Origin of the sequence: Streptomyces sp. BE303, from assembly GCF_036290945.1 — a bacterium.
Taxonomy (GTDB): Bacteria; Actinomycetota; Actinomycetes; order Streptomycetales; family Streptomycetaceae; genus Kitasatospora.
In genome coordinates this window covers 1-22,499 of sequence record NZ_JAQYWZ010000698.1, presented here as the reverse complement: position 1 = coordinate 22,499, position 22,499 = coordinate 1, and the positions used below count along the sequence as shown (strand labels likewise).

Sequence of the window (22,499 nt, the reverse complement as noted above, 5' to 3'; positions counted from 1 at the left end):
GCAGCCCGGCTCGGTGGGCGGCTGGGCTGTAGGGGCGTGTCGGCACCGTCAGGCGATGTGCCCTGGTTCGGCGCCGGTGCGGTAGGCGGCGGCCTGGGTCTCGAACATGGCCGCGTAGATGCCGCCGAGGGCCATGAGTTCGTGGTGGGTGCCGGATTCCGCGATGCGGCCCTCGTCGAAGACGAGGACGAGGTCGCAGGCGACGGCGGGGCCCAGGCGGTGGGAGACGAGGACGGTGATGGTGTCCGGGCCGGCGTAGTCGTCCAGGACGGCCTGGAACAGCTGGTGCTCGGCGAGGGGGTCCATGCTGGCGGTCGGCTCGTCCATGATCAGCACGGGGGCGTTCTGGTAGAGGCCGCGGGCGCACGCGATCTTGCTCCAGTTGCCGTCGGACAGCTCCGCGCCGCCCTCGAACTGCGGGCTCAGGATGGTCATCCAGCCGTGGTCGAGTCCTTCGATCACCCGGTCGGCGCCGGAGGCGCGTACCGCGCGCAGCGCGCGGTCGGGCTCGGCGGAGTTGATGGTGCCCGCTCCGATGGTGACGTTGGCCAGGGCGGTGAGCGGCCAGTGGCCGGGGTCCTGGAGCACGAGGGCGACCCGGCTCTGGATGCTCTCGCTGTCGTAGTGGTCCACGCTCGTGCCGTCCCAGTGCACGCTGCCGGAGGAGGGCTCGTACAGCCCGGCCAGGATCCGGGACATCGTCGACTTCCCCGACCCGTTGCGGCCCACGAAGGCCACCTTCTGCCCGGCCCGCAGGGTGAAGGACACGCCGTGCAGGGCCTGCTTGCCCTGCGGGTAGGAGAACGCGACGTCGGTGACGGTGATCTCCTTGACCGCGGCCGGCGCCGGGCGCCCGGTGGTACGCGGCAGCCGGCGCCGGCAGGTCTCCTGGAAGTCCGCCAGGTCCCGCACCCACAGGCTGTTCTCGAACACCTGGTGGGCGGCGATGACGACCCGCATCAGGGCGCTCTGGCTGGCTTGGATGGCGAAGTAGGCGCCGCCGCCGGCCGCGAGCGGCAGCCAGCCGGCACCCAGCATCCACGCCAGCACCGCGTAGGTGGCGAACAGGCCGACCCCGCCGAGCGCCCGCCCGACCAGCGCGGTGCGGGCCTGCTCGGTCCCCAGCGCGACCTCCTCGTCGCCGATCCGGGTCGCGAGCACCTCGTGCTCGGCCAGCAGCGCGCCCTGGGCGGTGGAGGTCCGCAGCTCGGCCGCGGTGTCCCGCTCGTACAGCACCCACGAAAAGTGCAGGATGCGCCGGCGCAGGCTGCTCTGCCGGACCGCCGAGAGGTAGCCCTTGCGCACCGAGGTGACCGACGCGGCCCCCTTGGGCACCACCGCGGCGAGCAGCAGGACGAGCAGAAGCGGGTGCAGGACCCCCAGCACCCCGGCGGCGCCGGCCAGGGCGAGCAACGCCGAGACGAGCTCGATCGTCTTGCCGACCGACTCCTTGGCGAAGTACAGGCCCCGGTCGTAGGCGCGCCGCACGTCGTCGGCCCACCCCGGGTCGTCCACCACGTCCAGGCCCACGTGGCTGGTCAGCGCCAGCAGCTGCGCCTCGAGTTCCTGGCGCACCCGGGGTCCGAGGCGGGCCTGCCAGTGCGCGATGCCGGTGTCCATCAGCCCGCGTACCAGCAGCAGGACGGCCACCACCGCCAGGGCCGGCAGCGCCGCGCGGATCCGCGTCCCGCTCGCCCCGTCGGCGAAGACCCGCTGCAGGACGTTGACGGACGCGAGGAGGCCCGCCGAGGCGAGCGCGGCGGAGACCAACTGGAGCACGGCGACGAGCACGGCCGCGCGCGGGTCGGCCCGCCAGGCCGTGACCCACACCTGGCGCACGATCGCCGGCAGGCTTCGAAAGATGGTCAGCAGCCCCGTGCGGGACGCCTGCCCTTCGAAGGTCTCCCAGTACCCCTGGCTGACGTGCCCCGTGAGGTCCCCGCTCTCGGGCGCGGACGCAGCGGAGGCCGGCGGCGCCGGCAGCACGCTGCGCGGGGCGGGGACGGTGGTGCGGTCGGTCATCTGCACTCCGATGCGTCGTAGGGAGTCGGCCGGTCGTGGTCCACGAGGGTTCAGGGCGTCGGCAGCTCCCAGCTCGGCCCCGGGGCGCCGACCACCTGGTGGGCGCCCCGGTGAGCTCCGGCCGGCGCTCGGCCGGGCTGCCGGCTGAGGGCGTACTCACTCCCAGCCCAGCCCAGCTCGGTGTAGGCGCGGTCAACCCGGATGCCGGCGACCGCGGCCCGGGTGTACGGGACAATGAGACCAACCGGCCGCCGCACTCTCCTCAGCGCCCGGTCCTACCGGTCCGGGTCGTCGTTCCACAGGAAGGCGTGGGTCCGGAAGGACAGTCCGAAGCCCCGCTCAAGAGCGGCGTCGACCATCTTCTGGGCGATGGTGATGTTGGTCCGGCCGTCCGACCCTTCCGGCATGACCATCACCCGCTGCGGCGGCAGCGCCACATCTTCGACGATCCGGTCGACCTCCGCCAGGTCCGTCTCCCAGTCCTCGGTGATGACGAACTTGAACCAGGCCCGGTCGCTGTCCCGAAGAGCGGTGAGCGCCTCCGGCTTGAACCGCTTGGACACCCGGTTGCCGCTGCTGGCCATCTTCGGGGAGACGTTGTACTGCGTGACGAGCTCGTCGAACTCCGCGAGGGGGGCGATGGTGCCGGCCGTCTCGATGTGGACCTCGTGGCCCCAGCCGCGCAACTGCTCCAGCAGCGGCACCAGCTCCCGCTGCTGCATCATCGGCTCGCCGCCGGAGATCACGATGATCGTCGGCCGGTGCTCGATGTCCCACAGCACCCTCAGCCGGTCGAGGACCGCGGCGGCGTCCATGTGCTTGAGGCCGTACATGGGCTCGTCGCGCTCGTAGCGCTTCCCGCTGTGGGTCTTGGCCGCCTTCTCGTCCGTCACCGCCCACGTGTAGGCGGTGTCGCAGAAGTTGCACTCCAGGTTGCAGTCGAAGGTTCGCACGAAGAGGCAGTGCCGTCCGGCAGCGCTCCCCTCACCCTGAACCGTCGGACCTAATACCTGGCTGATCTTCATCATGCGGTGATTCCTCCGTTGCTGTGGTTGATCGTTCGTTGCTTCGAGGACGTCTGCAGAAGAGGGGGACCCACCCTCCGCCGAGGAGTGCGTATGCCGCAGAGCAGGAGATGGGCTGCTGGCGCGCGCCCGCGGTCAACTCTCCTATCCTTCATGGGTGTTGTGCCTGGCTTTCCTCAGCTGCTGGTTCTGTCCGAGTTCCAGGAAGGGCGGCGCGGTGGCAGGCAGCCGGCATCACAGGTGGTCGGCACCGGGTAGGCGGCCGAGGACGGGAAGGGCGGTGAACGCCTCGGCGTAGGTAGAGCCGCTGCGCCTGCCCCACAGGTGTGCGAGGTCTTCGGCCATGGGGCCGAAGTGGTCGTCGATGGGCTGGGACTCGTGGCAGCGCAGGGCCCGCATCTTGGTGTCGAAGGTGCTGGTGACGTCGACCATCACCGTGGGGGTGGTCGGGCCGATGAGGGTGAGGGAGTTGTAGGTGTCGCAGGTGTAGAGGCGCCGCGGTCGGCCGGTTTCGATCTTCGCCTCGGGCAGGGCTTCGAGGACGGCCTCGGCGGTGTGCCGGTGCTCGGCGTGGGTGTCGAGGACGGGGTGGGTGATGACCACGTGCGGCTTCAGCTGGACGAGCAGGGCCCGGATCGCGGCCGGGGTGAGCTCGGCGAGCTGGTGGAGGGTGGCGCCGAGGACGTCCGCTCCGGCCTTGGCCTCGGCGTCGCGGACCGGGTCGTGGAAGGGGACGGCGATGTGGACGGGCGCATGTCGGGCGTGGAGGGCGAGGGTCCCGCCGGCCCACAGCTCGGCGTCGTCGGGGTGGGCGAACACGGCGAGTACGGATTGCGGACCGGTCAACTGGTCGTCAGGATTGCGCGGCATGGCGGGCTCCAGGGGTGCTGGCGGTGTGGGCCGGGACGAGACGGCCGTCGCGGATGGTGAGGGTGCGCATGCCGGCCGCCAGGGCTGCGGTGATGCCGTCGGTGGCGTCGTCGACGGCCAGGCATCGGGTGGGGTCGGCGCCGAGGCGCCGGGCGGCTTCCAGGTAGGCGTCCGGCGCGGGCTTGCCCCGGGGCACGTCGTCGAGGGTGACGGCGACCGGCAGCAGCGACTGCAGCCCGAGCTGGTGGATGCCGTGGTGGACGAGGACGGCGGCGGCGCTGGAGGCGACGGCCAGCGGAAGGCCGAGCCGGTGGGCGGCGTGGAGGAGGGCGAGGGTGCAGGGGATCGGGTCCGGTGCCGGTCCGGCGAGCAGTGCCGCCCGGCTGCGGGCCACCACTTCCTCGACCGGTGGAGCAGGAAGAGCGGCGTCGGCGGCGAGCTGGGAGATCACCTCGCGTACCGGCAGGCCGGCCAGTGCCCGGTAGCGGTCGGCGGGGACGGTGACGCCGTGCGGTGCCAGAGCGGCCTGGAGGGCGGCGTGGCGGGCGGCGGTGTTGTCCGCGACGGTGCCGTCCCAGTCCACGATCAGCGCCTGCGCGTCGCCGAGGAGTTCTACGGTGGTCACCGGGTCACCGTCCTGCGGTGGAGGACCTGTCCGCCTGGGCCGAGGACGGCGATCTCGGTGGGCGGGGGCGGGGCGTCCTGGGGCCACAGCAGCGTGCCGAGCCCCGGCAGGCGGATCGGGCCGTACCCGGGCGGAACGGTGACCAGTGCCGTGAGGTCGCCGGGTACGAGCACACCGACGGGGTACGGGCCGTCGCCGCCCATCCCGGCCGGGGCGGTAGCGGGGGTGTGCTCGGCGTGCCACAGGAGGGTGGCAGCGCGGCCCTCGGCGGGCACAGGGTGCTCCAGGGTGCGGACGAGGACGGCGGTGGCGGTGAGCGGCCGGGCTGTGGGGGCGGTGCGCTGCGCGGGGACGGCCAGGGCGGGTCGGACGGTGCCGGCGCCTCCGTCGACCTCGACGGTGGTGCCGCTGGTGATGGCTGTGCGGGCGTCGGTGACGTTGGTGACGCAGGGGATGCCGAGCTCGCGGGTGATGATCGCGGTGTGGGAGAGCTCGCCTCCGGTGGTGGCCACGACGGCGGCGGGTCCCGTGAGCAGCGCCGGCACGGCTTCGGGGCCGAGCGCGTCACAGACCAGTACCTGGCCGGCGATGCCGGTGTCGTCGAAGGCGTGGACGGCGGTTCCGGTGCCGGCGCCTGGGGCGGCCGCGATCCCGTGCAGCACCCGGCCGTCGTCGTCGGCCGGTGTCCGGGGGGCGGCGGGGTCGGTGAGCGGCGCGGTGAGGGGGCGGGCCTGCACGAGGTGGAGCCTGCCGTCTTTGCCGATCACCCACTCGACGTCGACGCGCTCGAGCCCGAGAACCGCAGCCGCCTGCGCCGCGGTGTCCAGGAGCCGCCTGCGGGCTTCCCCACTGAGGATGGGACGGTCCGCCAGGGCGGCCGGGGTGTACAGGTGCAGCACGCCGGCGGCGGATGTCTGCAGCTTGGCGCGGAGCACGGCACCGAGGTCCAGCCACTCGCCCGGCGGCATCGTCGACTCGGCTGCTGCTGCGGGCAGTTGGATGATCTCCTGGCGGGCGGGCAGGACGGTCGCATTGTGGCCGGGGCGGCCCGTGTGGATCTCGCCGGTGATGTTGCCGGAGACGAGCGGCTCGGCCAGGCCGCGGACTGCCTCGATCCGCCAGCGGGTGCACCGGGCGTCGGTGACGTCGGCGGCCAGGACACCGGAGCAGGCCGGGCGCAGGGCGGCCTGTACGAGAACGGCCATGCGCGGCAGGCGGGTTACGCCCATGGCCTGGCCGTACGCGCTGACGGTCGGGTGGTGGGCGGAGGCGCGGACGGCGCGGACGGCCTCCAGCAGCGCGGTGGGCTCGGCCGGGGCGATGCGGGAGGTGAACAGGCCGGCGAAGGAGGCGTCCGGTCCGTCCTCGGTGGTGGCGGAGGAGCGGGCGATCAGCCCGTATGGGGCCGGGCAGCGGGCGAGGATCTCGCTGGCGGCGGTCGCGAGCTGCTCCTCGGGGTGGCCCGCGGGGACGACGACGCCCGCAGGGACGGGCAGCCCGGCGGCGGCCAGGCGGGCGAGGGCGGTGGCCTTCGCCCCGGCGGTTTCGCAGTGCAGGTCCTCGTCGAGGCAGGGCAGGGCGGTGGTCATCGGTCGGCTCCCGGGGCCAGCAGGTCGGCGGTGGTGACGGTGGCGGGGTCGGCGCCGTGGTGCTCGCACCAGCGGCGGGCCGCGGCGAGGTAGCGGTGCCGCTGGACCTTGCGGGTCTCCTCGCTGCCGGCCGCCCATCGGCAGACGATGGTCATCGCCTGTACCCGCGCGGTGGAGACCGGGTCGCCCGCGGCGGCGAGCAGCGCGGCGAGCACCCACGCGTCTCGCAGCTGGACCGCGCGGCGGCGCGAGGTGTCGATGACGTGGCGCTGGCCGGTGGTGTCGGTGGCGGCGGTGGCGCTGAGAAGCCCGGCGGCGCGGGCATGGTCTTCGAGCGGCATCGCGGCGGCGGCCGGGGAGCCGTCCCCGTACAGGGTTCCGGCCCGCGCGGCGAGGGTGCCGGCCGCGACGGCGAGGTCGGCGCCTTCGGCGAGCGCGGCGGCGCCGTCCAGGAGCACCAGGTGGGCGTCCAGCAGGTGGCCGGTGACGTCGGGGGTGTTCAGGGCCAGGCGGCAGGCCCGCCCCTCGGCGTCACCGCCGAGCAGGTCGGCGAGCAGGTGCTGCCAGTCGTCGTCGGGCAGCAGCCAGTTGACGATGTGGGCGCTCATCACGCCGAGGAACGCCTCGGTCGCCGCTGCGAGCTGCCGCTCAGCCGCTGCGCCGGCCTCGAGCTGGTGCTCCAGCGCGAGCAGGGTGGTGTCGGCGAGGCGGTGGCGCTGCTCGGCGGCGGTGACCATCGCGCTCGCGTAGGCGGGATCAGCGAGCAGCTGGTGCCAGCGCCCGGTGAGGGCGAGGTGGTCGCCTTCCGGGATGTCGACGATCCCCGGCCGCCGCAGTCGCCCGTACGGGCGGGGGTCGCTCATGAACACACCGGGCCACCGGGTGAGGGACGTGGTGTACAGGTCGAGCTCCAGCGGGGTGCTGCCGGGCCTGGTGTGCTCGTAGTCGCAGGTGAGCTGGCCGTTCCAGACGGGCTCCACGGATTTCTCCCTTGGCGGGGCCGGCGGCGCGGTGGCCGGATCGGTGACGTTTGGTCATCTGGGTGGTGCGTGGTGTGAAAGGCTCGGCGCCTGCCGCCCGGTGGGCCGGTGCGGCGCCGTGGGTGGCCGAGTGCCGAGGAGCAGCGAAGTGATCAAGGAATCGACGGCGAGTGCGTTCGTTTTCCGCGTCGGCGGGGACGGGGTGTGCAGGACGGCGCTGGTGTGGCACCCGCGGCTGGAGCTGTGGCTTCCGGCCGGCGGGCATGTCGAGGTCGACGAGGGGGCGGCGGAGGCCGCGTTGCGCGAGATCGCGGAGGAGACGGGGCTGCGGGCCGAGCTGTTGCCCGGTCCGTCGCTTCCGCTGCCCTCCGGTTTCCCGCACGGTGCGCCTGTCGCGCCGTGGTGGGTGGTGGAGATGGACGCCTGTGCCGACAACCACACCCGCGAGCCGCACCGGCACATCGACCACGTGTACGTCGCCCGGGTGGGTGACGACGGGGCGCCCGGCAGTGCGGTGCACGAGGTGCGCTGGTTCACCGAGCAGGAGGCGGCCGAGGTCGAGGGACTGTCCGAGGACTCGCGCCTTCAGGTGAAGCAGCTCTTCGCGATGATCGCCGACGGGTCGCTGCGCCTGGCGGCGTGAGGGCGGACGGTCAGAACAGGGCGCTCTGCTCCGCGTCCGGGACGGCCGGGGTCAGGCGCTTGGGCTGGAGTCCTGCGGCCATGTCCAGCTCCAGCAGGGTGCGCCACCGGCCGGTGGCGCACCCTTCGGCCAGCAGCAGTTCCAGGATCTGGGCGGTGACCTGGACGTCCGGCATCGCCCGGTGCCGGTCCGCGGGTCTGGGGATGCCGTAGTGGCCGAGCAGGTTGTCCAGTCGGTAGGAGCCGAGATGCGGCAGGACCGTCTTGGCCAGGCCGATCGTGTCGAGCAGCGGGGTTGCGGCCAGGACGGGGCAGTGCTCGCCCTGATGGGCGATCAGGCCAGCTTCGGTGTGCGCGTGGTGGGCCACCAGCCGGTACGGCGGTGCGCTCAGGTGAGAGTCCAGGCCGGCCATCACCGCGGCGGCCGGCGGCGCGGTGGCGAGCAGGGCGGCGGTGAGGCCGGTCTGGGAGGTGTCCATCGCGGTGACGGGGACGTCTGCGGGCGGGCGGATCAGCGACTCGAACCGGCCGACCTCCACCAGCCGGCCGCCCGTGGCGCGCAGCGCGAGGGCGGCGACCTCGATCGGCTCGGCGGGCCGCCCGGCGGGGGTGAGCCCCTCGAAGTCGATCACCACCAGGGTCATGCCGGCGAAGCGGGGATCGCGCATCAGCTCTTCCACGCGGCGGCCTCCTGCCGGATCGTCAACGACCACTGCTCGATGACCTGTTCGCTGTCGTGCTCGGTGAACGGGACGGCCAGCAGGGTGTCCACCGTAGCGCGGGCGCGGGGAAGATCGCCGGTGGCGTAGCCGGAGCAGGCCGAGTGCAGGTGGGCCGCGGTGAGGCGGTGGGTGCCGACGCTGTTGGGCACGCCGAGGCCGGCGAGGTGGGCGGCGAAGGCGCGCGGCTCGGGCAGCGTCAGGCGCCACAGGGCGCCGTAGCCGTTGGGGATGTCGCCGTCGCTCGCGGCGATCGGCTCCAGGCCCGCGGTGCCGTCGACCGCGCGGTGGAGGGCCGCTGCCTGCCGGCGGCGATGCGCCAGCGCGTCGGGGAAGCGCTGGAGGTTGTGGCGGGCGAGGGCTGCGAGCGGCTCGGCGAGCCGGTAGTTGACGCCGAGGCGGCTCCCGGCCGGGGCGCCGGGGGCGGGGCTCTGCCAGTGGGTGCGGTAGGCGGCGGCCCGGTCGGCGAGGGCGTCGTCGTCGGTGAGGAGGTAGCCGCCCTCCCCGCACGCGATGATCTTGCCGTCCTTGAGGGAGAAGCAGCCGATGTCGCCGACGGTGCCGGCCGGGCGGCCCCGGGTGGTGGTGCCCTGGGCCTGGCAGGCGTCCTCGATCAGCCGCAGGCCCGTGGTGCGGGCGTACGCGGCCAGATCGTGGATGCCGTCGGTGCGCCCGGCCAGGTGCACGGCGATGACGGCCTTGGTGTCCGGGCCGGTCTTCGCGGTGAGGTCGGCCAGGTCCAGGCCCCGGCCGCTGGCGGCGGCTTCGACGAACACCGGGCGGGCCCCGGCGGCGACGACGGCGGCGACCGTCATCACCACCGTGACGGCGGGCAGCAGGACCTCGTCGCCGGCTCCGATGCCGCAGGCGGCCAGCGCAGTGGTGATCGCGGCGGTGCCGGAGGAGACGGCGACGGCCCGGCGGGTGCCGAACGCGGCCGCCAGCTCTTCCTCCAGCGCCATCACCTCCTGGCAGCCGGACGGGTCGGGCATGCGGGCGACGGCGGCGGCCATCACCTGATGAGCGGGGTTCTCAGGCACGGTGAACCTCCGGTCCGGTCGGGGAGAGCACGGGGAAGCCGGTGAGCGGCCACATGTTGACGCAGTCCACGGAGAACAGGGAGCAGTCGGCGCCGCAGCCGGTCGGAGCGGGGAACAGGTCCCGGGCGGCGGTGTCCTTGATGGTGCGGTGGCGCTCCGGCGCCGTGGCGGCGATCTTCAGCCCGGAGGGGCAGTCCCACACCGTGCCGTCCGGCTGGACGAAGAAGAGGGTGTCGCCGCCGAAGCAGCCGGGGACCAGGTCGGTGGGCTTGGTGACGGCGGAGGCGACCTGGCCGGCGTAGGCACGCTCGGGCAGCACCAGCGGCAGCTCGGCGGCGTACAGCTCGTCGAAGTGCCGCCGCAGTTCGGGCGCGTGCTCGGGGGTGAGGGACAGCGCCTTGGCGAGCTTGTGGCCGCCGTCGAGGGCGATCGGCTGCGGGACGGCGTAGTCGCAGCCCAGCGCCACCGCGAGTTCGGGCACGGCGACGATGTCGGCCAGGTTGCGGGCGGTGATGACGCTGTAGATGCCGACCTTGGGCCGCGGCGCGGGACCGCGGGCCTCCAGCAGCGCGCTGATCCCGGAGACGACGGCCTCCCAGCCGTCGCCCTCGCGGCGCGGCGGCCGCCACCGGTCGTTGTGGACCGGGTCGGCGGAGTCCAGCGACACCGACACCGCGTCGACTCCCAGCTCGATCAGCGGATCGCGCAGGTCCGCCCGGTTCAGGGCGACACCGCTGGTGCACACCACCACCTCCAGGCCGCCCGCCTTGAGGACCTCGATCAGCTTGATGATCGGCCTCCACAGCAGCGGCTCCCCGCCGGCCAGGAACACCCGGCCGACCGGCGAGTCGGCCAGCGTGGCCGCGAAGGACAGGGCCTGGTCGGTGGTCAGGTCGTTCGGCGACAGGTGGGAGAGCACCCCGAGCTGGGTGGGCATCTGCACGCTGTGCTCCGTGGTGGTGCCGAAGTAGCAGTAGAGGCAGCCGTGGGACGCGCAGAACGAACGCAGGCCCCACAGCAGGCTGACCGTCTTCCCCGGCGTCACGCGGCCACCCCGTCCGCGGTCGTGGCGGCCGCGTCGCGGCACAGCCCGGTGATGAGGTTGACGGCGTCGGCTTCGCCGATCAGCCGCCGGTCCAGCACCACGTAGCCGTCCGACACGGCGGCCAGCTGGTGGTAGAGCCGTCCGGCACGGGACATCAGGGCCCGCTCGTCGGCGCTCGCCGCCTGGCCGGTGCGTCGCTCGAACCGGGCCCGGCACGCGTCAGGGTCGTTGGTGACCAGCACGGTGGTCGTGGGAGCGGGCCGCCACCCCCGGATCATCTGTTCGATGGCAAGGGCCCGCTCCAGCGCCCACGCGTCGGTGGCGGCGGCCGCCTCGGCGAGGACGGCGGCCTGGTAGACGGCCACCGACGCCGGACCGCGGTCCTCCAGTACCACCTGGCCGGGCCGAACAGGGGCGAGCGCCTCGTGCCGGTGGACCTGCAGCGCGGCCAGCAGCAGCGTCTCGGTACCTGGGTGGCCGGTGCGCAGGAACCGGTCGCCCTCGCTGTGGAGCGCGGCGATGATCTGGCCGGGCAGTCCGGTCGGCGCGGAGTCGGGCAGTTCGACCAGCGGCACACACACCGGGCCCAGGGCGGCGGCGGCCAGGCGGCCGAGGTGGCTCTTGCCGACCCCGTTGACGCCTTCGAGCGTGACCACGGCGCTCATCGCGCACCGCCGGCCAGTACGGCGACGCGGCGCAGCCGCTCCACCGCCGCCGTGTCGGCGGCCAGCGGCTTGAGCAGGTACTCGGTGGCGGTGCGGGTCCCGTGGGCGCGTACCCCGCGCGCCACCATGCACGAGTGGTCGCCGACCATCCACACCGCCACCTGCTTGCTGCCGGCGAGGCGGGCGACGTCCTCGGCGATCTCGGCGCCGAGCCGCTCCTGCAGCTGCAGCTTGTGGGCGTGCCGGTGGACGATCCGCACCAGCTTCGACAGGCCCAGCACCCGGTTGGCGGGGGCGTACGCGACGACCGCCTCGACGGTGAACGGCATCAGGTGGTGCTCGCAGAGCGAGGCGGTGCGGATGCCGCCGACGGCGACGCACCCCTCGCCTTCGGCCTGGTACTCGAAGGTGGTGTCGGTGGTGCCCGCCTCGTGCCCGAGGAACTCGGTGAAGAACCTGGCGACGCGGACCGGCGTCTCGGCGAGACCGGGCCGGGCGGGGTCCTCGCCGAGTGCGACGAGCAGCTGGTGCACCAGGGTCTCGACGGCGGCGGTGTCGATCGGGGCGCGGGGGCCTGCGGCCGGCGCGGCGGGGGCGGTCAGGGTGGTGTTCACGAAGGATGTCCTCCACTTCTCCGTGGGAAGGGTGACGGGGCCGCACGGTGCGCCCGTGCGACGAAGCGTCGTGCGGTGGCGCTCAGAGCCTGAGGGCGTCCAGGAGCGCGCGGGCGGACTTATCGGGAGTGAAGCGGGTGATCCGGCCGGGCGCGGCCGCGCTGGCCCGCTCGTACTGGCCGGGGTCGGCCAGCAGCTCGGCCACGGCCGACCACAGTGCCCCGGGACCTGCTTCGAGCGGTGCGTAGCGCCCGGCCTCGCCGGCCAGCAGCGGCACGTTGCCCAGGTCGACACCGATCACCGGGGTGCCGACGGACAGGGCCTCGGCGGCGGTGAAGCAGAACGTCTCCGGCACCTGGGTGGCGATGACGGTGGCGGCGGCGCCGGCGAAGAAGACCGGTACGTCGGCCCAGCCGAGCGCGGGCAGGATCCTCACCAGGCCGGGGCGATGGGCTTCGACCTCCCGGCAGGCGGCCAGGGTCCGGGCCTGCCCTCCGCTCTGGAGCTCGAACCCGGCCTCGGCCAGGACCAACTCCACGGGCCGCTCCCAGTCCGCGGGCAGGGCCCAGAGCAGTTCGGCCAACCCCTTGGCCGGGTCCGCGCGCGAGACGATCCGCACCGGCCCCGCCTCCCGTAGCTTCGCCCGCTCCCCGGCGGTGGGCGGTGTGATGAGGGTGTGCAGGGCGTTGAGGACCGGCCGCCAGCGGCTGGTGTCCAGCCCGGCGGCCGCGCCGCCGTGGGCGAGGTAGTCGCTGGCCGGGCAGATCACGTCGGCGGCCGCCAGGGCGTTCTGCCAGCGCTGCTCCGCGCCGGGGCGGATCTTGTGGACCATCAGCGCGGTGGTGACCCCGGCCGGGGCGGGGCTCAGGTAGCCCAGGCCCCACAGGGTGTCTCCCCAGCAGACCGCGTCCGCGCCGTGCTCGGCCAGGACGGAGCGGACCTCCGCCGTCACCGGCGCGGGGTCGGCGAGGGCGGCCAGCGCGTCCGCGTTCGTCGCCGGGTACGGCAGGGTGACGCTGGACAGCCGGACCAGTCCAGGCTCCAGGTGGTCCAGCGGACCGGCCGGGCCCGCCGCCAGCACCAGCGGCGTGTGCCCGAGCTCCCGCAGCCCCTTGGCCAAGGCGCCGACCGACCGGTCGATACCCGACGGCTGGTCGGGCCTGTAGGACAAGAGCACCAGCGCGACCGTGCTCACGACGCCCCCTCCGCTACCGCCGACGCGGACGCCTCCCAGGGGAAGACGACCCAGCCGCGGACGGTCTCCCCGATCCAGGTCACCGTCTCGCCGGGCGGCCTGTCGCCGGTCCAGTTCGCCTCGTTGACCACCAGCACGGCGCTGCGCACCCGGGCGGCGCCGGCCTGCTGCACGATTCGCACCGCCCTGGCCAGGGCCTGGCCGGTGCCGGCCACGTCGTCCACCACGATCACGTCCAACCCGTCGATCCCGCCCAGCGAGGCGGGGTTGCGGACCGTGGGTTCGGGGGTCTTGGCCGCGTTGGCGCTGTCGTCGACGGTGTGGGTCACCTCCAGCGCCCGCACGTCGTGGACACCGAGCTGATGGGCGAGCAGCACCGCCGGGACCATGCCGCCGCGCACGACGGCCACCACGGTCTGCGGCACCCCGTCCGTCCGGACGGCGGCGGCGATCCGGGCGGCCTGCGCCTGGACGTCATCCCAGCCCAGGTGCCTGTACCTGACGCTGCTTCCCGGCGCAGCGGCTCCGTCGGGGGAGACGGCCGCCGTCGCCCGGGTACTCACGCCGCCTCCAGGGTGAACTGCGACCAGGTGCTCGCCGTCTCGGACACACGCACCGTGAAGGGACGGCCCCCCTCGGCCGTCAGCTCCTGCTCGGCGAGCCACGCGGTCAGCACCGCCGCCAGGTGCTCACAGGTCGGGTTGAAGTCGAAGACCGCGTTGAGGACCTGCCCGTGGAAGCGCGAGAGCACGACCTCGCGCAGTTCCTCGGGCACCGGCAGCAGGTTGTCCGGCTGGTCCGGGTCCGGGAGGGTCACCAGGTAGGCGTGGCCGTGCTGGCGCCCGCACTTGTGGCCCTCGGGCAGATCACACAGCCAGTGCCGGGCCCGGAAGCGGACGGCCCTGTCATCGGCGGGGGCGGGAACGCGGCCGGTGAAGACCCGGACGTCGTCGAGCAGTTGATGCACGTCGTCAGGCAGGTTCTCCTGCGCCCACGTCCGGACGTGGGCGCGGATTCCGGCGTCGGTGGGATCGGCCAGGACCTTGTCCAGGTCCTGGTGGTCCAGGACCTGGTCGACGTGCTGCTGGAGCCCGGAGAGGTCACCGAAGTCGCAGACGAAACCGGGCTCGGTCAGCTCAGTAGCCGTCAGGACGAGCTCCACGGTGACCAGGTCGCTGCCGTCGGTTCCGTCGACCGTGCGGGCGATGTCGCAGTTCGCCCGCTTGCCGATGGTGTAGGTGCCGCCCGCCGGGAGGTCCGGAAACCGTCCGTGGGGCGGAGAGCCGGCCGCCGGGTCGGCTTCGACAGGAACGTTCATCGTGCACCTCTCGAGGTCAGGAGTACGGGGCAGAGCCTGGCCCTGCGGTGCCGAGGCCCAGCTCCGACCAGGTGGAAGTGGCAATCTGTGCTGAACCGAGCACACACCGCCAGCGCCCCGGGAACAATGGCGGGGGCCGATCCACAAGCGATCCCATATCCCGAGGAGCGTCGCGATGTCCGAGCGACTACGGCACGATCTGCGACAGGCACGCCAGGAGTCCGGGATGTCCTGGGAGCAGTTCTCCCAGGCAACGAGCTTCACACCGGCGTATCTGCGTAACGTGGAGAACGGGAACAGGTCGGTGACCGTCGACGTGGCCGCGGCCTACGACCGGGCGCTGGGAACGGGCGGCCGGTTCGCAAGGGAGCTGGCCGATGGCGGGCCTGTGCCGTCCGCCGTTCCGTGGGGTCAGGACGGGGCAACCCTGACGGTCCTCACTGACCTCGTGGACGGGAGAAGAGGACGAGTGGATCGCCGGGGGTTCGTCAAGGCCGGATCCGCGCTGACGGTATCAGCGGGAAATTGGGCCACGGCCCTGCTCACCCGCCCCAGCGCTCCTGCCGAGAATGCGCAGAGCGCCGGGGGCACGGCCTTGCTGGCCAACATGGCTGGCCGACTCGAGCTCCTGCGTCGGATGGACGACGAGCTCGGCAGCAAGGAGGTCCGCAAGCAGGCCTTCGGGGAGCTGTCGCTCGCGGTGACCCTCCTCAAGGCCGGCCGCTACCGGGGCGGTGCCGCGAACCGCCTGCTCCGCCTCGCCGGCGAAGCGGCGCGGCAGGTCGCCTGGTGCACCTTCGACCAAGGCCACCACCCTGGTGATGCCCAGCGGTACTTCGACGCGTCCCTGCGCGCCTCCGCCGAAGCAGGCGACACGACCGGAGGCATCTATACGATCTCGTTCGCAGCCGTCCAGCTCTACTCCACCGGCCAGGCCGACCGCGCGGTGGCCCTCCTGGAGACAGCCCGCTCACAGCTGGGGCCGCACAGCACCCCCCGCATGGAAGCAATGCTTGCCGCCCGCACCGCCCGCGCGCTGTCGAAGACCGGCGCCAAGGCGGCGACCGGCCGCCAGCTCCACCTCGCACACGCCATGCTGGACAAAGGCCCGCACGACGACGAGCCCGAGTTCCTCTACTGGGTGACCACTTCGGAAGTGGAGATGATCGCCGGCTCGTCCGCGCTCGACCTCGGCGACCCGGCCGAGGCGCTGCGCCGCTTCGAGGCCGGCATGCGGGCACACCCCAGCGTCGACGAGGAGTTCCCCCGCAGCCACGCTATCTACCTGGCCCGCGTCGCAGAGGCCCACCTCGTCCTGAACGACCTCGATGCGGCCGTCGCCTCCGCGTGGCAGGCGGCCGCCTGCCTTGGCTCTGTCGATTCCGCCCGCTCTTCCTCCCAGCTCAAGGGGCTGCGGGACAAGCTCGCTCCGCACGCCGCCTACCGGCCCGTCGCGGACTTCCTACAGGCCGCCGCCGGGTAGGTGCAGCAGCTCGCGCAGGCGCCGGGCCACCACGTCCTCGTCCAGTCCGAGCAACGGCGTGAAGCCGAGCCTGGCTGCGGCCTCCAGGTTCGTCTCGCTGTCATCGACGAACAGGCACTCGACCGCACTCACACCGAGCCGGTCCAGCACAATCCGGAAGATTGCCGGATCCGGCTTGCGGACGCCGACGTCGGCGGAGAGCACCACCGCATCGAACGTACCGGCAAGGTCGAATCCGGAGTACGGGTCGAACGGGTGGCGGCCGAGGGAGTTCGAGAGCACCGCCGTCTTGATCCCGGCTGCACGGGCCTGACGGGCGACGTGGAGCACTGGGTAGGCGGGGAAGGCGTCGTGGAGGTACCGAGCCATCAAGCCGGCCGGTTCGACGTCGATCAGGTCACCGAAACCCGAGTTCCACTCCTCCTGGGTGATGTGGCCGAGCTCGAGCCGGCGGAACAGCTCCTGTCCCTCCGGAGAAGCCCAGCCTCGGAGAAACGTGCCGCGGACGATCTTCTCCCTGTCCTCGAACGCCTCGATGACCGAGACCATGTTGAAGGTCAGGACGCCGAAGAAGTCGAAGACCACCGCGCCAAGCCCAGTCGCCTGAGATGTCGTCATCCCGGCAGCCTAGGCTGCCCAGCAAGATTCGGGAACAAGCTCCCGCCGAGCCCGTGCGACAACTCGCTTGTTCCACGTCAAGCGGTCCTACGTTGTTGGTGGGTCGGATGGACCAGTCGTATGGTCCTGAGGTCCAGAGACGCCGGGTATGGCTTTCAAGCGGTTGCCCTCGATGGTTCGGCACACCTGGCCGCCCGGCGTCTCACGACGACTCGACCGCTGATTACTGAGGTTTTCAGGGTGGGGTCGGTGGTCTGAGAGTCAGGCCGGTGGCGGTCAGGCATCCGTCGATCAGGTGGGGTCGGAGTTGGATTCGGCGCAACTCGCGGCGGAGTGTGCGGTCGAGGTCGTCGGGCGTTCCGAAGGCGGTGTTCGCCATCGCTCTGCGTACGAGTGACCAGACGGCCTCGACGGGGTTCAGGTCGGGTGCATAGGGCGGGAGACGGACGGTGGTGAGCCAGTCGTGTTCGGCCTCGTACCGTTTCAGCCCTGCAGACAGGTGGGTGTTGAGATGGTCCCAGACGACCACGATCGGTCCGCCGAGTTGGATGTGGGCCCGGACGAGCAGGTCGCGGTAGTCCTTCCAGGAGAAGCTCTTGCGGGCTCCCTTGAGGAGGAGATGGTTGCGGGGCCGGTAGATCAGCCGGCTCTCGCCCGGGCGATAGCAGCACAGGGCGGCCACCGAGGTCCGGCGGCGGGATCTGCCACGGACCCAGACGACGGGGGTGTCTCCGCGCCGGCCCCAGGTGCGGGCGCGGGGCGGCGTCATGGAGAATCCGGCCTCGTCGCTGAGTAGGCCCGGGGCGCGGTGCCGGGATTGCTCCCGGTCCGTTTCCCCGGACCTCTCGCCGAGTGAAGTAGGCCGCCGACGAGGTGCCTCTGGTGGAGGTCCTTTTCCGACGGCCCCTTCCCGAACCGGACTGGCCAGTTTCCCGGCATCCGGCTCTCCAGTGATCATTTCCGTGGTGGTGCGGTGCCTCGTCCGGCATGGATGTCCTCGTGGCAGCGGCGGCAGATCACCAGGGTCTTTCGCCGTCTTTTCGCCATGAGGTGCACCCATGCGGGCTTGTCCCGACGTCCGGGCTGATTGAGATCGGCGAGCTTGCGAACGTGGTGGACCTCAAGATTCGTCCGGGCTTCGCAGATCTCGCAGCACTCGGCGAGGAGCCGATGGATCAGCTCGTTTCGCTTCGTGCTGGCCATGACCGGCCGTTGGTCGGTGAGGACTGCCGTGCGCTGTCGTTTGAGCGGGATCCCGCCGAAGCGGGAAACCAGCGGCTTCCTTCCCCGGTCGCGTGGGACGGTGACGGTCAGACAGGTTCGCGGTCCTTCAGGTGTCTCGACGGTGCTCTTGTACTTCCGAGCCATCTTCGTGACCGTCGACCGGTGCTTCCCGGCCAGCGTCTTCAGCAGCGAGGTCTCCATGACCCACTGGAGCCTGCCCAGGCGGAACACGTCCTGGGCGAGAAGGTAGTACTGGACCAACCCCCGGTACTCGGCCTGGTACTTCGCGACGATCGTGAAGTCCTCGTCGTGCAGCAGCACACCGCGTTGCGCGGGTTGTCCCTTGCTCATGTATTGCGCGCATTTCTGCCTGATCACCTGCTTGGGCACGAACAGGCCGATCGCTCCGTTAACCGCCCGACGGTTCCGGGTGATCTTCGTGTCGGAGTGCTGGGCTCTGATCTCGTAGCCGAGGAAGTGCGCCGCCTGGCTGGTGGCGTGGGTGATCACGGTCTTGGACTCGGAGAGTTCCAGCTTGAGCTCATCGCGCAGGAACTCGCCGATCCTCGTCTTGATCTCCTCGGCTTCGTGCTTGGGGCCGGCGAACCCCAGGAGCCAGTCGTCGGCGTAACGGACGTAGCGCAGTCGCCGGTAGTCCGGATCGTTCGGGTCCTGGCTCGGCAGGGAGCGACGCCGGAGCCGAAGCGCCTGCACCGCCTCCCGGTCGCCATGCCGTTTGGCCTTCTCGATCGCGTAACCGATGACCTGATACGCCCGGTTGGGCTGCCGTCGCAGGCCCTTGTTGTACTCGGGCAGCAGAGACTGTTCGATGAACTGGTCCAGCCGGTCGAGGTAGATGTTCGAGAGGATCGGCGAGGCTACCCCGCCCTGCGGCGCGCCGCTGAGCGTGGCGTGCCAGCGCCAGTCCTCCAGGTATCCGACCTTGAGCGTGTGGCTGATCAGCCGTAGAAACCGGCCGTCGTGGATCTTCTCCGCCAGCGTCGACAGCATCACCTCGTGATCGAGGCTGCCGAAGCAGTCGGAGATGTCCCCCTCGACGAACCAGTGGGTTCCCTTCCAGACTTCCACGACCTCGCTGAGCGCGGTGTGACAGCCACGTCCGGGCCGGAACCCGTGGGAGCGGTCGGAGAACTGGACGTCGTAGTACGCCTCAAGGAGCAGACGCACCACCTCGGCGACCAGCTTGTCCGACCAGGTCGGCAAGCCCAGCGGGCGCTTCTTCGTTGACCCTTTCCTCTCGATGTAGACCCGCTTAACCGGAGACCATCGGTAGCGTTCGGCGCGCAAGGCGTCGATGATGCTGCCGACCTTCTCCAGCGACATGCCATCCGCGGTCTCCCCGGTGGTCCCGGGCGTCATCGCACCCGCGTTGGCGTAGATGCGTCCGTAGGCCACCAAGTACAGCTGAGGGTTGAACAGTTGCCGATACAGCCTCTCGACCGGCAGTCCTCTCTCACCGCGCTTACGGATGACGTCCAGCACCGCTTCGGCGCTCTGCATTACGCATGCCTCCCTTCACTGGACATCTCGATCACCTGTGCCCCTTTGCCCTGCGGACGGCTTTCCCGTCCTCCCTGGCAGGTCGTCACTCCTGCGACTACTACGGGCACTCCGTCGCCATAGGGCTCGCGCCCCGTAGGCGATCCCGTGGTACGTCTTCGCTGTACGTATCGAGCACGACGTAGGCCGCCCACTCATCTCCTTGACCGCCCTCGCTGGGCGATGCTCCACGTCACGGAGGTTGTCCGGTCCTCGGGTTCATGACCGGACATGACGTGGCGTCGGTTTCAGGTGTCGTTCCGACGAGTGCGCACTTTCACTGCTGGAGATTGGGCTTCAAGCAATCCAGCCTTGGCCATATCGCGCGGGTCTCGCGGCGCCCCGCCCCGGACACCTCCGGGCGGCCACCGCTTCCCTGACATGCTCTTGTCCCCTCGCGCTTTCGCGTCCAGGTGAGTCAGGTGACCCAGGAACCTCCCTCCGAGTTCCTCCCGACTGCGTCGGGGATACAACGAAGCGCCTCACGGCGCACACCCGCCGTGCGCCTCTCGACGCAACGGGCTCTCCACGGTCTCTGCCGTCAGGCGGTCTCGGGGACCCAGGGGTTGGGGATCTTGCTGCCTCGATAGCGGTACCGGGTCACCGGGATCGCGCTGATCTTTCGCAACTCGCTCCTGCCCGCCGTGATCGGGAGCCACCGCCCTGTGGGGGTGGTCAGTCGTCGGCGGACATCCCGCCAGTTCCAGCGGTTTCGCGTGCACAGAAGGCGGATCAGTCGCCACCAGACGAGGTGGTCCACCTTTCTGAAGACGTGCTTCGCGACAGCGTGCCGGAAGTAGTGGGCCCAGCCCTGTGTGGCTCTGTTCAAGTTGAACAGCACCACGGTCAGGTCCTGCTGCGACGTTCTGTGAGTCATGGAACGGATCTTCGCCTTCAGGGCCCGCAGGGGCCGTTCGGCGATGAAGGTGTAGACGTACCACTTGTCCGTTCCTCTCTTGCGGCGCCACTGGATGCGGAACCCCAAGAAGTCGAACCCCTCGCTCATGTGCACCACCTGGGTCTTGGCCGGTGACAGCCGCAGCCCCATTGGTGCGAGCACCTGGGCGACCTCCTCGCGCAATGCCTCGGTGTCCTGCCTGGTCCCGTCGACCAGGACGACGTAAGGTCGGCCCGGGGCGCGGTACTGGTGTTGCCACCAGCCCGTTTCCCCGGGCCGCCTTCCGAACCGGACATGCACCTCTCAGCGCATCCGGCTCTCCACAAGCCCCGCGGGGTTCTGGACTCTCCTCATGCAGTGCTCGGCCATGGGGAAGGGATCGCTGCCCCTCGATATCGGTAGCGGGTCGTCCGTACCGAGCCGGGGTTGAACAGCGTGGTCTTCCCGTCGACGGGCCACCATCCTCCACCGCAGTACTGTCGGCGGAGGTCCTTCCAGTTGGTCCGGCGGTACTTTCGCCGAAGCCATCCGAACACCTGACGCCATGTGAAGGCACGCAGATACTGGAAGGCCAGGCTCGACACGCCGGGCTTAAAGTAGGCGGTCCAGCCCCGCAGCAGCGGGTTGAGCTGATGCAGCAGGGCTTCGAGCGGCAGGTTGACGTCCTGCCAGCAGATCTTCTTCACCTTCACGGCGCACGACCTGACGGCCTTCCGCGCCGGGTATGTGTAGACGTAGTACTTGCTGGTGCCCCGCTTCCGGTGGCGCTGGATGCGCCAGCCGAGGAAGTCGAGGCCGTCATCGATGTGGACCACCCTCGTCTTGTCCGGCGCGAGCCGAAGCCCGAGCGTGGACAGCACCTCCGCCACCTCGTCGAGGAGAGCTTCGGCGTGCGCCCTGGTGCCTGACACCATGATCGCGAAGTCGTCCGCATACCGGATCAGCCGGATGTTGGCGAGCCCGTGACGGCGTCGCTTGGCTCGCTCGACGCGGTCCTTCCACTGCTCGGCGAAATGATCGTCGAGAGCGGTCAGAGCCACGTTGGCCAGCAGCGGTGAGAGGATGCCCCCTTGCGGGGTGCCGGAGTCGGTGTCCCTCAACTGCCCGGCCTCACTGAGGATCCCGGCCTTGAGGAACGCCTTGACCAACGTGAGCACACGCTTGTCCCCGATCCGGTTCCGCACCCGGTCCATGAGGGCCGTGTGCGAGATCTCGTCGAAGCACGCCGCGATATCGGCTTCCAGCACCCACTCATACGAAGTGGACGCCAGCAGTCGCATCTCAGCGACAGCATCGTGCGCACGCCGATTCGGCCGGAAGCCATACGAGCACGGACGAAAGTCCGCCTCGAAAATCGGCTCCAGCACCAGCTTCAAGGACGCCTGGACCACCCGGTCCGCCACGGTCGGAATCCCCAGACGACGGAGCTTGCCGTTCGCCTTCGGGATCATCCGCTCCCGCACCGGCACCGGGCGGAAGCTGCGGTCTTTCAACTGCGACCGCAGCCGGTCGAGAAACACCTCGACCCCCTGCACGGCCTCCACGTAGTAGGCGGTCTGACCGTCCACTCCGGCCGTGCGCGCGCCCTTGTTCCCCCGCACCCGAGCCCACGCCACCAGAAGGAACGCGGGATCGGCCACGAGATTGAACAGGTCGTCAAACCTGCGATGGGGATCACCCATCGCCCATCGGTGCAGCTTGGTCTGGATACCCAGTACCCGGATCTCCGCCCCGAACAGAACGTCGTCCAGCTCGCCGGTGTTCACCAGCGTCCTCCCGGCATTCCAGTGGCCTCCCTGCAGACTTGCTGGCCCCCTTCGCCATGTGGACGGCTTTCCCGCCCTCGAACTACTACGGGGCCTCCGCCCCGTCCCACGGTCGACAGTCGGCAACGGACCTGCCCTCCGCCGGCCTGGCTGGCCGGCGGGACGGGCGACCGGGGACGGTTCCCACGTTCACCACACAACCGATCGACGAGGGAGGTGCCCAGCTGTTGCCCCGACAGCATCGCCACGGTTACGCCGCAGACATTCACCGTGGCCTCCCCACCGGCGATTCCTCCCGGCTTCGGAGTTGAACACCCGCACGGGTGCGGGCATCCACGCGCTGCTGACCAGCCCATATCCACCAGGTTGGAGCTGGCACGCCGATTACGAGGCTTTAGAAGACATCTCATTTGGATAGCCGTCGGGTGCAGATGAGGGCTGCGGCGATGCTGGCGAAGGCGGCGAAGTGGTCGGCCTTGCGTTCGTAGCGGCGGTGCAGCCGGCGGAAGCCGCCGAGCCAGGCGACGGTGCGCTCGATCACCCAACGGTGGCGGCCGAGGCGCTGGGAGGACTCGACGCCTCGGCGGGCGATGCGGGCCGG

21 protein-coding genes and 1 pseudogene are annotated in these 22,499 nt (G+C 71.2%); 2 read left to right on the top strand and 20 right to left on the bottom strand.

What is annotated here, in order from left to right:
* Positions 1 to 48: 48 nt before the first annotated feature.
* From PUR56_RS16765 to PUR56_RS16740, 6 genes are all read right to left on the bottom strand, one after another.
* Positions 49 to 2,022 carry an ABC transporter ATP-binding protein gene (locus tag PUR56_RS16765; RefSeq protein WP_329949529.1) on the bottom strand — a complete coding sequence of 658 codons (1,974 nt, stop codon included), beginning with the start codon at positions 2,020 to 2,022 and terminating at the stop codon, positions 49 to 51.
* Positions 2,023 to 2,297: 275 nt separating this feature from the next.
* Positions 2,298 to 3,050 (bottom strand): 7-carboxy-7-deazaguanine synthase QueE, encoded by a 753-nt coding sequence (locus tag PUR56_RS16760; RefSeq protein ID WP_329949528.1) that lies wholly within the window; start codon positions 3,048 to 3,050, stop codon positions 2,298 to 2,300.
* A gap of 231 nt (positions 3,051 to 3,281) precedes the next feature.
* Complete coding sequence (locus tag PUR56_RS16755) at positions 3,282 to 3,917, bottom strand: PIG-L deacetylase family protein (RefSeq protein ID WP_329949527.1); 636 nt, start codon at positions 3,915 to 3,917, stop codon at positions 3,282 to 3,284.
* On the bottom strand, positions 3,901 to 4,542 hold the full coding sequence (locus PUR56_RS16750; protein ID WP_329949526.1) for an HAD family hydrolase: 642 nt from the start codon (positions 4,540 to 4,542) through the stop codon (positions 3,901 to 3,903). Before PUR56_RS16750 ends, PUR56_RS16755 begins: the two co-directional genes overlap by 17 nt.
* Positions 4,539 to 6,131, bottom strand: coding sequence for a PEP/pyruvate-binding domain-containing protein (locus tag PUR56_RS16745; RefSeq protein WP_329949525.1), 1,593 nt, complete (start codon positions 6,129 to 6,131; stop codon positions 4,539 to 4,541). Before PUR56_RS16745 ends, PUR56_RS16750 begins: the two co-directional genes overlap by 4 nt.
* On the bottom strand, positions 6,128 to 7,111 hold the full coding sequence (locus tag PUR56_RS16740; RefSeq protein WP_329949524.1) for a hypothetical protein: 984 nt from the start codon (positions 7,109 to 7,111) through the stop codon (positions 6,128 to 6,130). The genes PUR56_RS16745 and PUR56_RS16740 overlap by 4 nt, the downstream gene beginning before the upstream one ends.
* 148 nt (positions 7,112 to 7,259) lie before the next feature.
* On the opposite strand from PUR56_RS16740, the gene PUR56_RS16735 reads away from it, so the two are divergent.
* Entirely contained in the window at positions 7,260 to 7,754 is a 495-nt protein-coding gene (locus PUR56_RS16735) for an NUDIX domain-containing protein (protein WP_329949523.1), read from the top strand.
* A gap of 10 nt (positions 7,755 to 7,764) precedes the next feature.
* On the opposite strand, the gene PUR56_RS16730 is transcribed toward PUR56_RS16735, so the two are convergent.
* From PUR56_RS16730 to PUR56_RS16695, 8 genes are all read right to left on the bottom strand, one after another.
* A complete protein-coding gene (locus tag PUR56_RS16730; protein WP_329949522.1) occupies positions 7,765 to 8,433 on the bottom strand; it encodes a 3'-5' exonuclease in 669 nt (222 codons plus the stop codon).
* Positions 8,421 to 9,512 (bottom strand): DegT/DnrJ/EryC1/StrS family aminotransferase, encoded by a 1,092-nt coding sequence (locus tag PUR56_RS16725; protein ID WP_329949521.1) that lies wholly within the window; start codon positions 9,510 to 9,512, stop codon positions 8,421 to 8,423. Before PUR56_RS16725 ends, PUR56_RS16730 begins: the two co-directional genes overlap by 13 nt.
* A complete protein-coding gene (locus PUR56_RS16720; protein ID WP_329949520.1) occupies positions 9,505 to 10,557 on the bottom strand; it encodes a radical SAM protein in 1,053 nt (350 codons plus the stop codon). Before PUR56_RS16720 ends, PUR56_RS16725 begins: the two co-directional genes overlap by 8 nt.
* Positions 10,554 to 11,222, bottom strand: a complete 669-nt coding sequence (locus tag PUR56_RS16715) for a thymidylate kinase (RefSeq protein WP_329949519.1) — start codon at positions 11,220 to 11,222, stop codon at positions 10,554 to 10,556. The genes PUR56_RS16720 and PUR56_RS16715 overlap by 4 nt, the downstream gene beginning before the upstream one ends.
* Positions 11,219 to 11,836: a GTP cyclohydrolase I gene (folE, locus tag PUR56_RS16710; RefSeq protein ID WP_329949518.1), complete on the bottom strand. Its 618-nt coding sequence runs from the start codon at positions 11,834 to 11,836 to the stop codon at positions 11,219 to 11,221. Before folE ends, PUR56_RS16715 begins: the two co-directional genes overlap by 4 nt.
* Before the next feature lie 82 nt (positions 11,837 to 11,918).
* The gene (locus PUR56_RS16705; protein ID WP_329949517.1) at positions 11,919 to 13,031 is read right to left on the bottom strand and encodes a glycosyltransferase family 4 protein; all 1,113 of its coding nucleotides are present in this window, start codon (positions 13,029 to 13,031) and stop codon (positions 11,919 to 11,921) included.
* Entirely contained in the window at positions 13,028 to 13,594 is a 567-nt protein-coding gene (locus PUR56_RS16700) for a phosphoribosyltransferase (RefSeq protein WP_329949516.1), read from the bottom strand. Before PUR56_RS16700 ends, PUR56_RS16705 begins: the two co-directional genes overlap by 4 nt.
* Positions 13,591 to 14,349: a 6-carboxytetrahydropterin synthase gene (locus PUR56_RS16695; RefSeq protein WP_329949515.1), complete on the bottom strand. Its 759-nt coding sequence runs from the start codon at positions 14,347 to 14,349 to the stop codon at positions 13,591 to 13,593. The genes PUR56_RS16700 and PUR56_RS16695 overlap by 4 nt, the downstream gene beginning before the upstream one ends.
* Positions 14,350 to 14,524: 175 nt before the next feature.
* Between PUR56_RS16695 and PUR56_RS16690 the strand changes: the two genes are divergently transcribed.
* A complete protein-coding gene (locus PUR56_RS16690; RefSeq protein WP_329949514.1) occupies positions 14,525 to 15,832 on the top strand; it encodes a helix-turn-helix domain-containing protein in 1,308 nt (435 codons plus the stop codon).
* Here the strand turns inward: PUR56_RS16690 and PUR56_RS16685 are convergent.
* The 6 genes and pseudogenes from PUR56_RS16685 to PUR56_RS16660 all read right to left on the bottom strand — a co-directional run.
* Positions 15,812 to 16,450, bottom strand: a complete 639-nt coding sequence (locus tag PUR56_RS16685; RefSeq protein ID WP_329949513.1) for an HAD family hydrolase — start codon at positions 16,448 to 16,450, stop codon at positions 15,812 to 15,814. The two genes, PUR56_RS16690 and PUR56_RS16685, sit on opposite strands and share 21 nt — an antisense overlap.
* Positions 16,451 to 16,685: 235 nt before the next feature.
* A pseudogene (locus PUR56_RS16680) lies at positions 16,686 to 17,330 on the bottom strand (transposase); the annotation flags it as partial.
* A gap of 74 nt (positions 17,331 to 17,404) precedes the next feature.
* Complete coding sequence (locus PUR56_RS16675) at positions 17,405 to 19,195, bottom strand: reverse transcriptase/maturase family protein (protein ID WP_329949511.1); 1,791 nt, start codon at positions 19,193 to 19,195, stop codon at positions 17,405 to 17,407.
* A 580-nt stretch (positions 19,196 to 19,775) separates the two neighbouring features.
* Complete coding sequence (locus PUR56_RS16670) at positions 19,776 to 20,315, bottom strand: group II intron maturase-specific domain-containing protein (protein WP_329949510.1); 540 nt, start codon at positions 20,313 to 20,315, stop codon at positions 19,776 to 19,778.
* Positions 20,316 to 20,482: 167 nt separating this feature from the next.
* Positions 20,483 to 21,898, bottom strand: a complete 1,416-nt coding sequence (gene ltrA, locus PUR56_RS16665) for a group II intron reverse transcriptase/maturase (protein ID WP_329949509.1) — start codon at positions 21,896 to 21,898, stop codon at positions 20,483 to 20,485.
* 406 nt (positions 21,899 to 22,304) lie between these two features.
* The coding region (locus PUR56_RS16660; protein WP_329949508.1) for a transposase at positions 22,305 to 22,499 on the bottom strand (195 nt) is incomplete at its 5' end.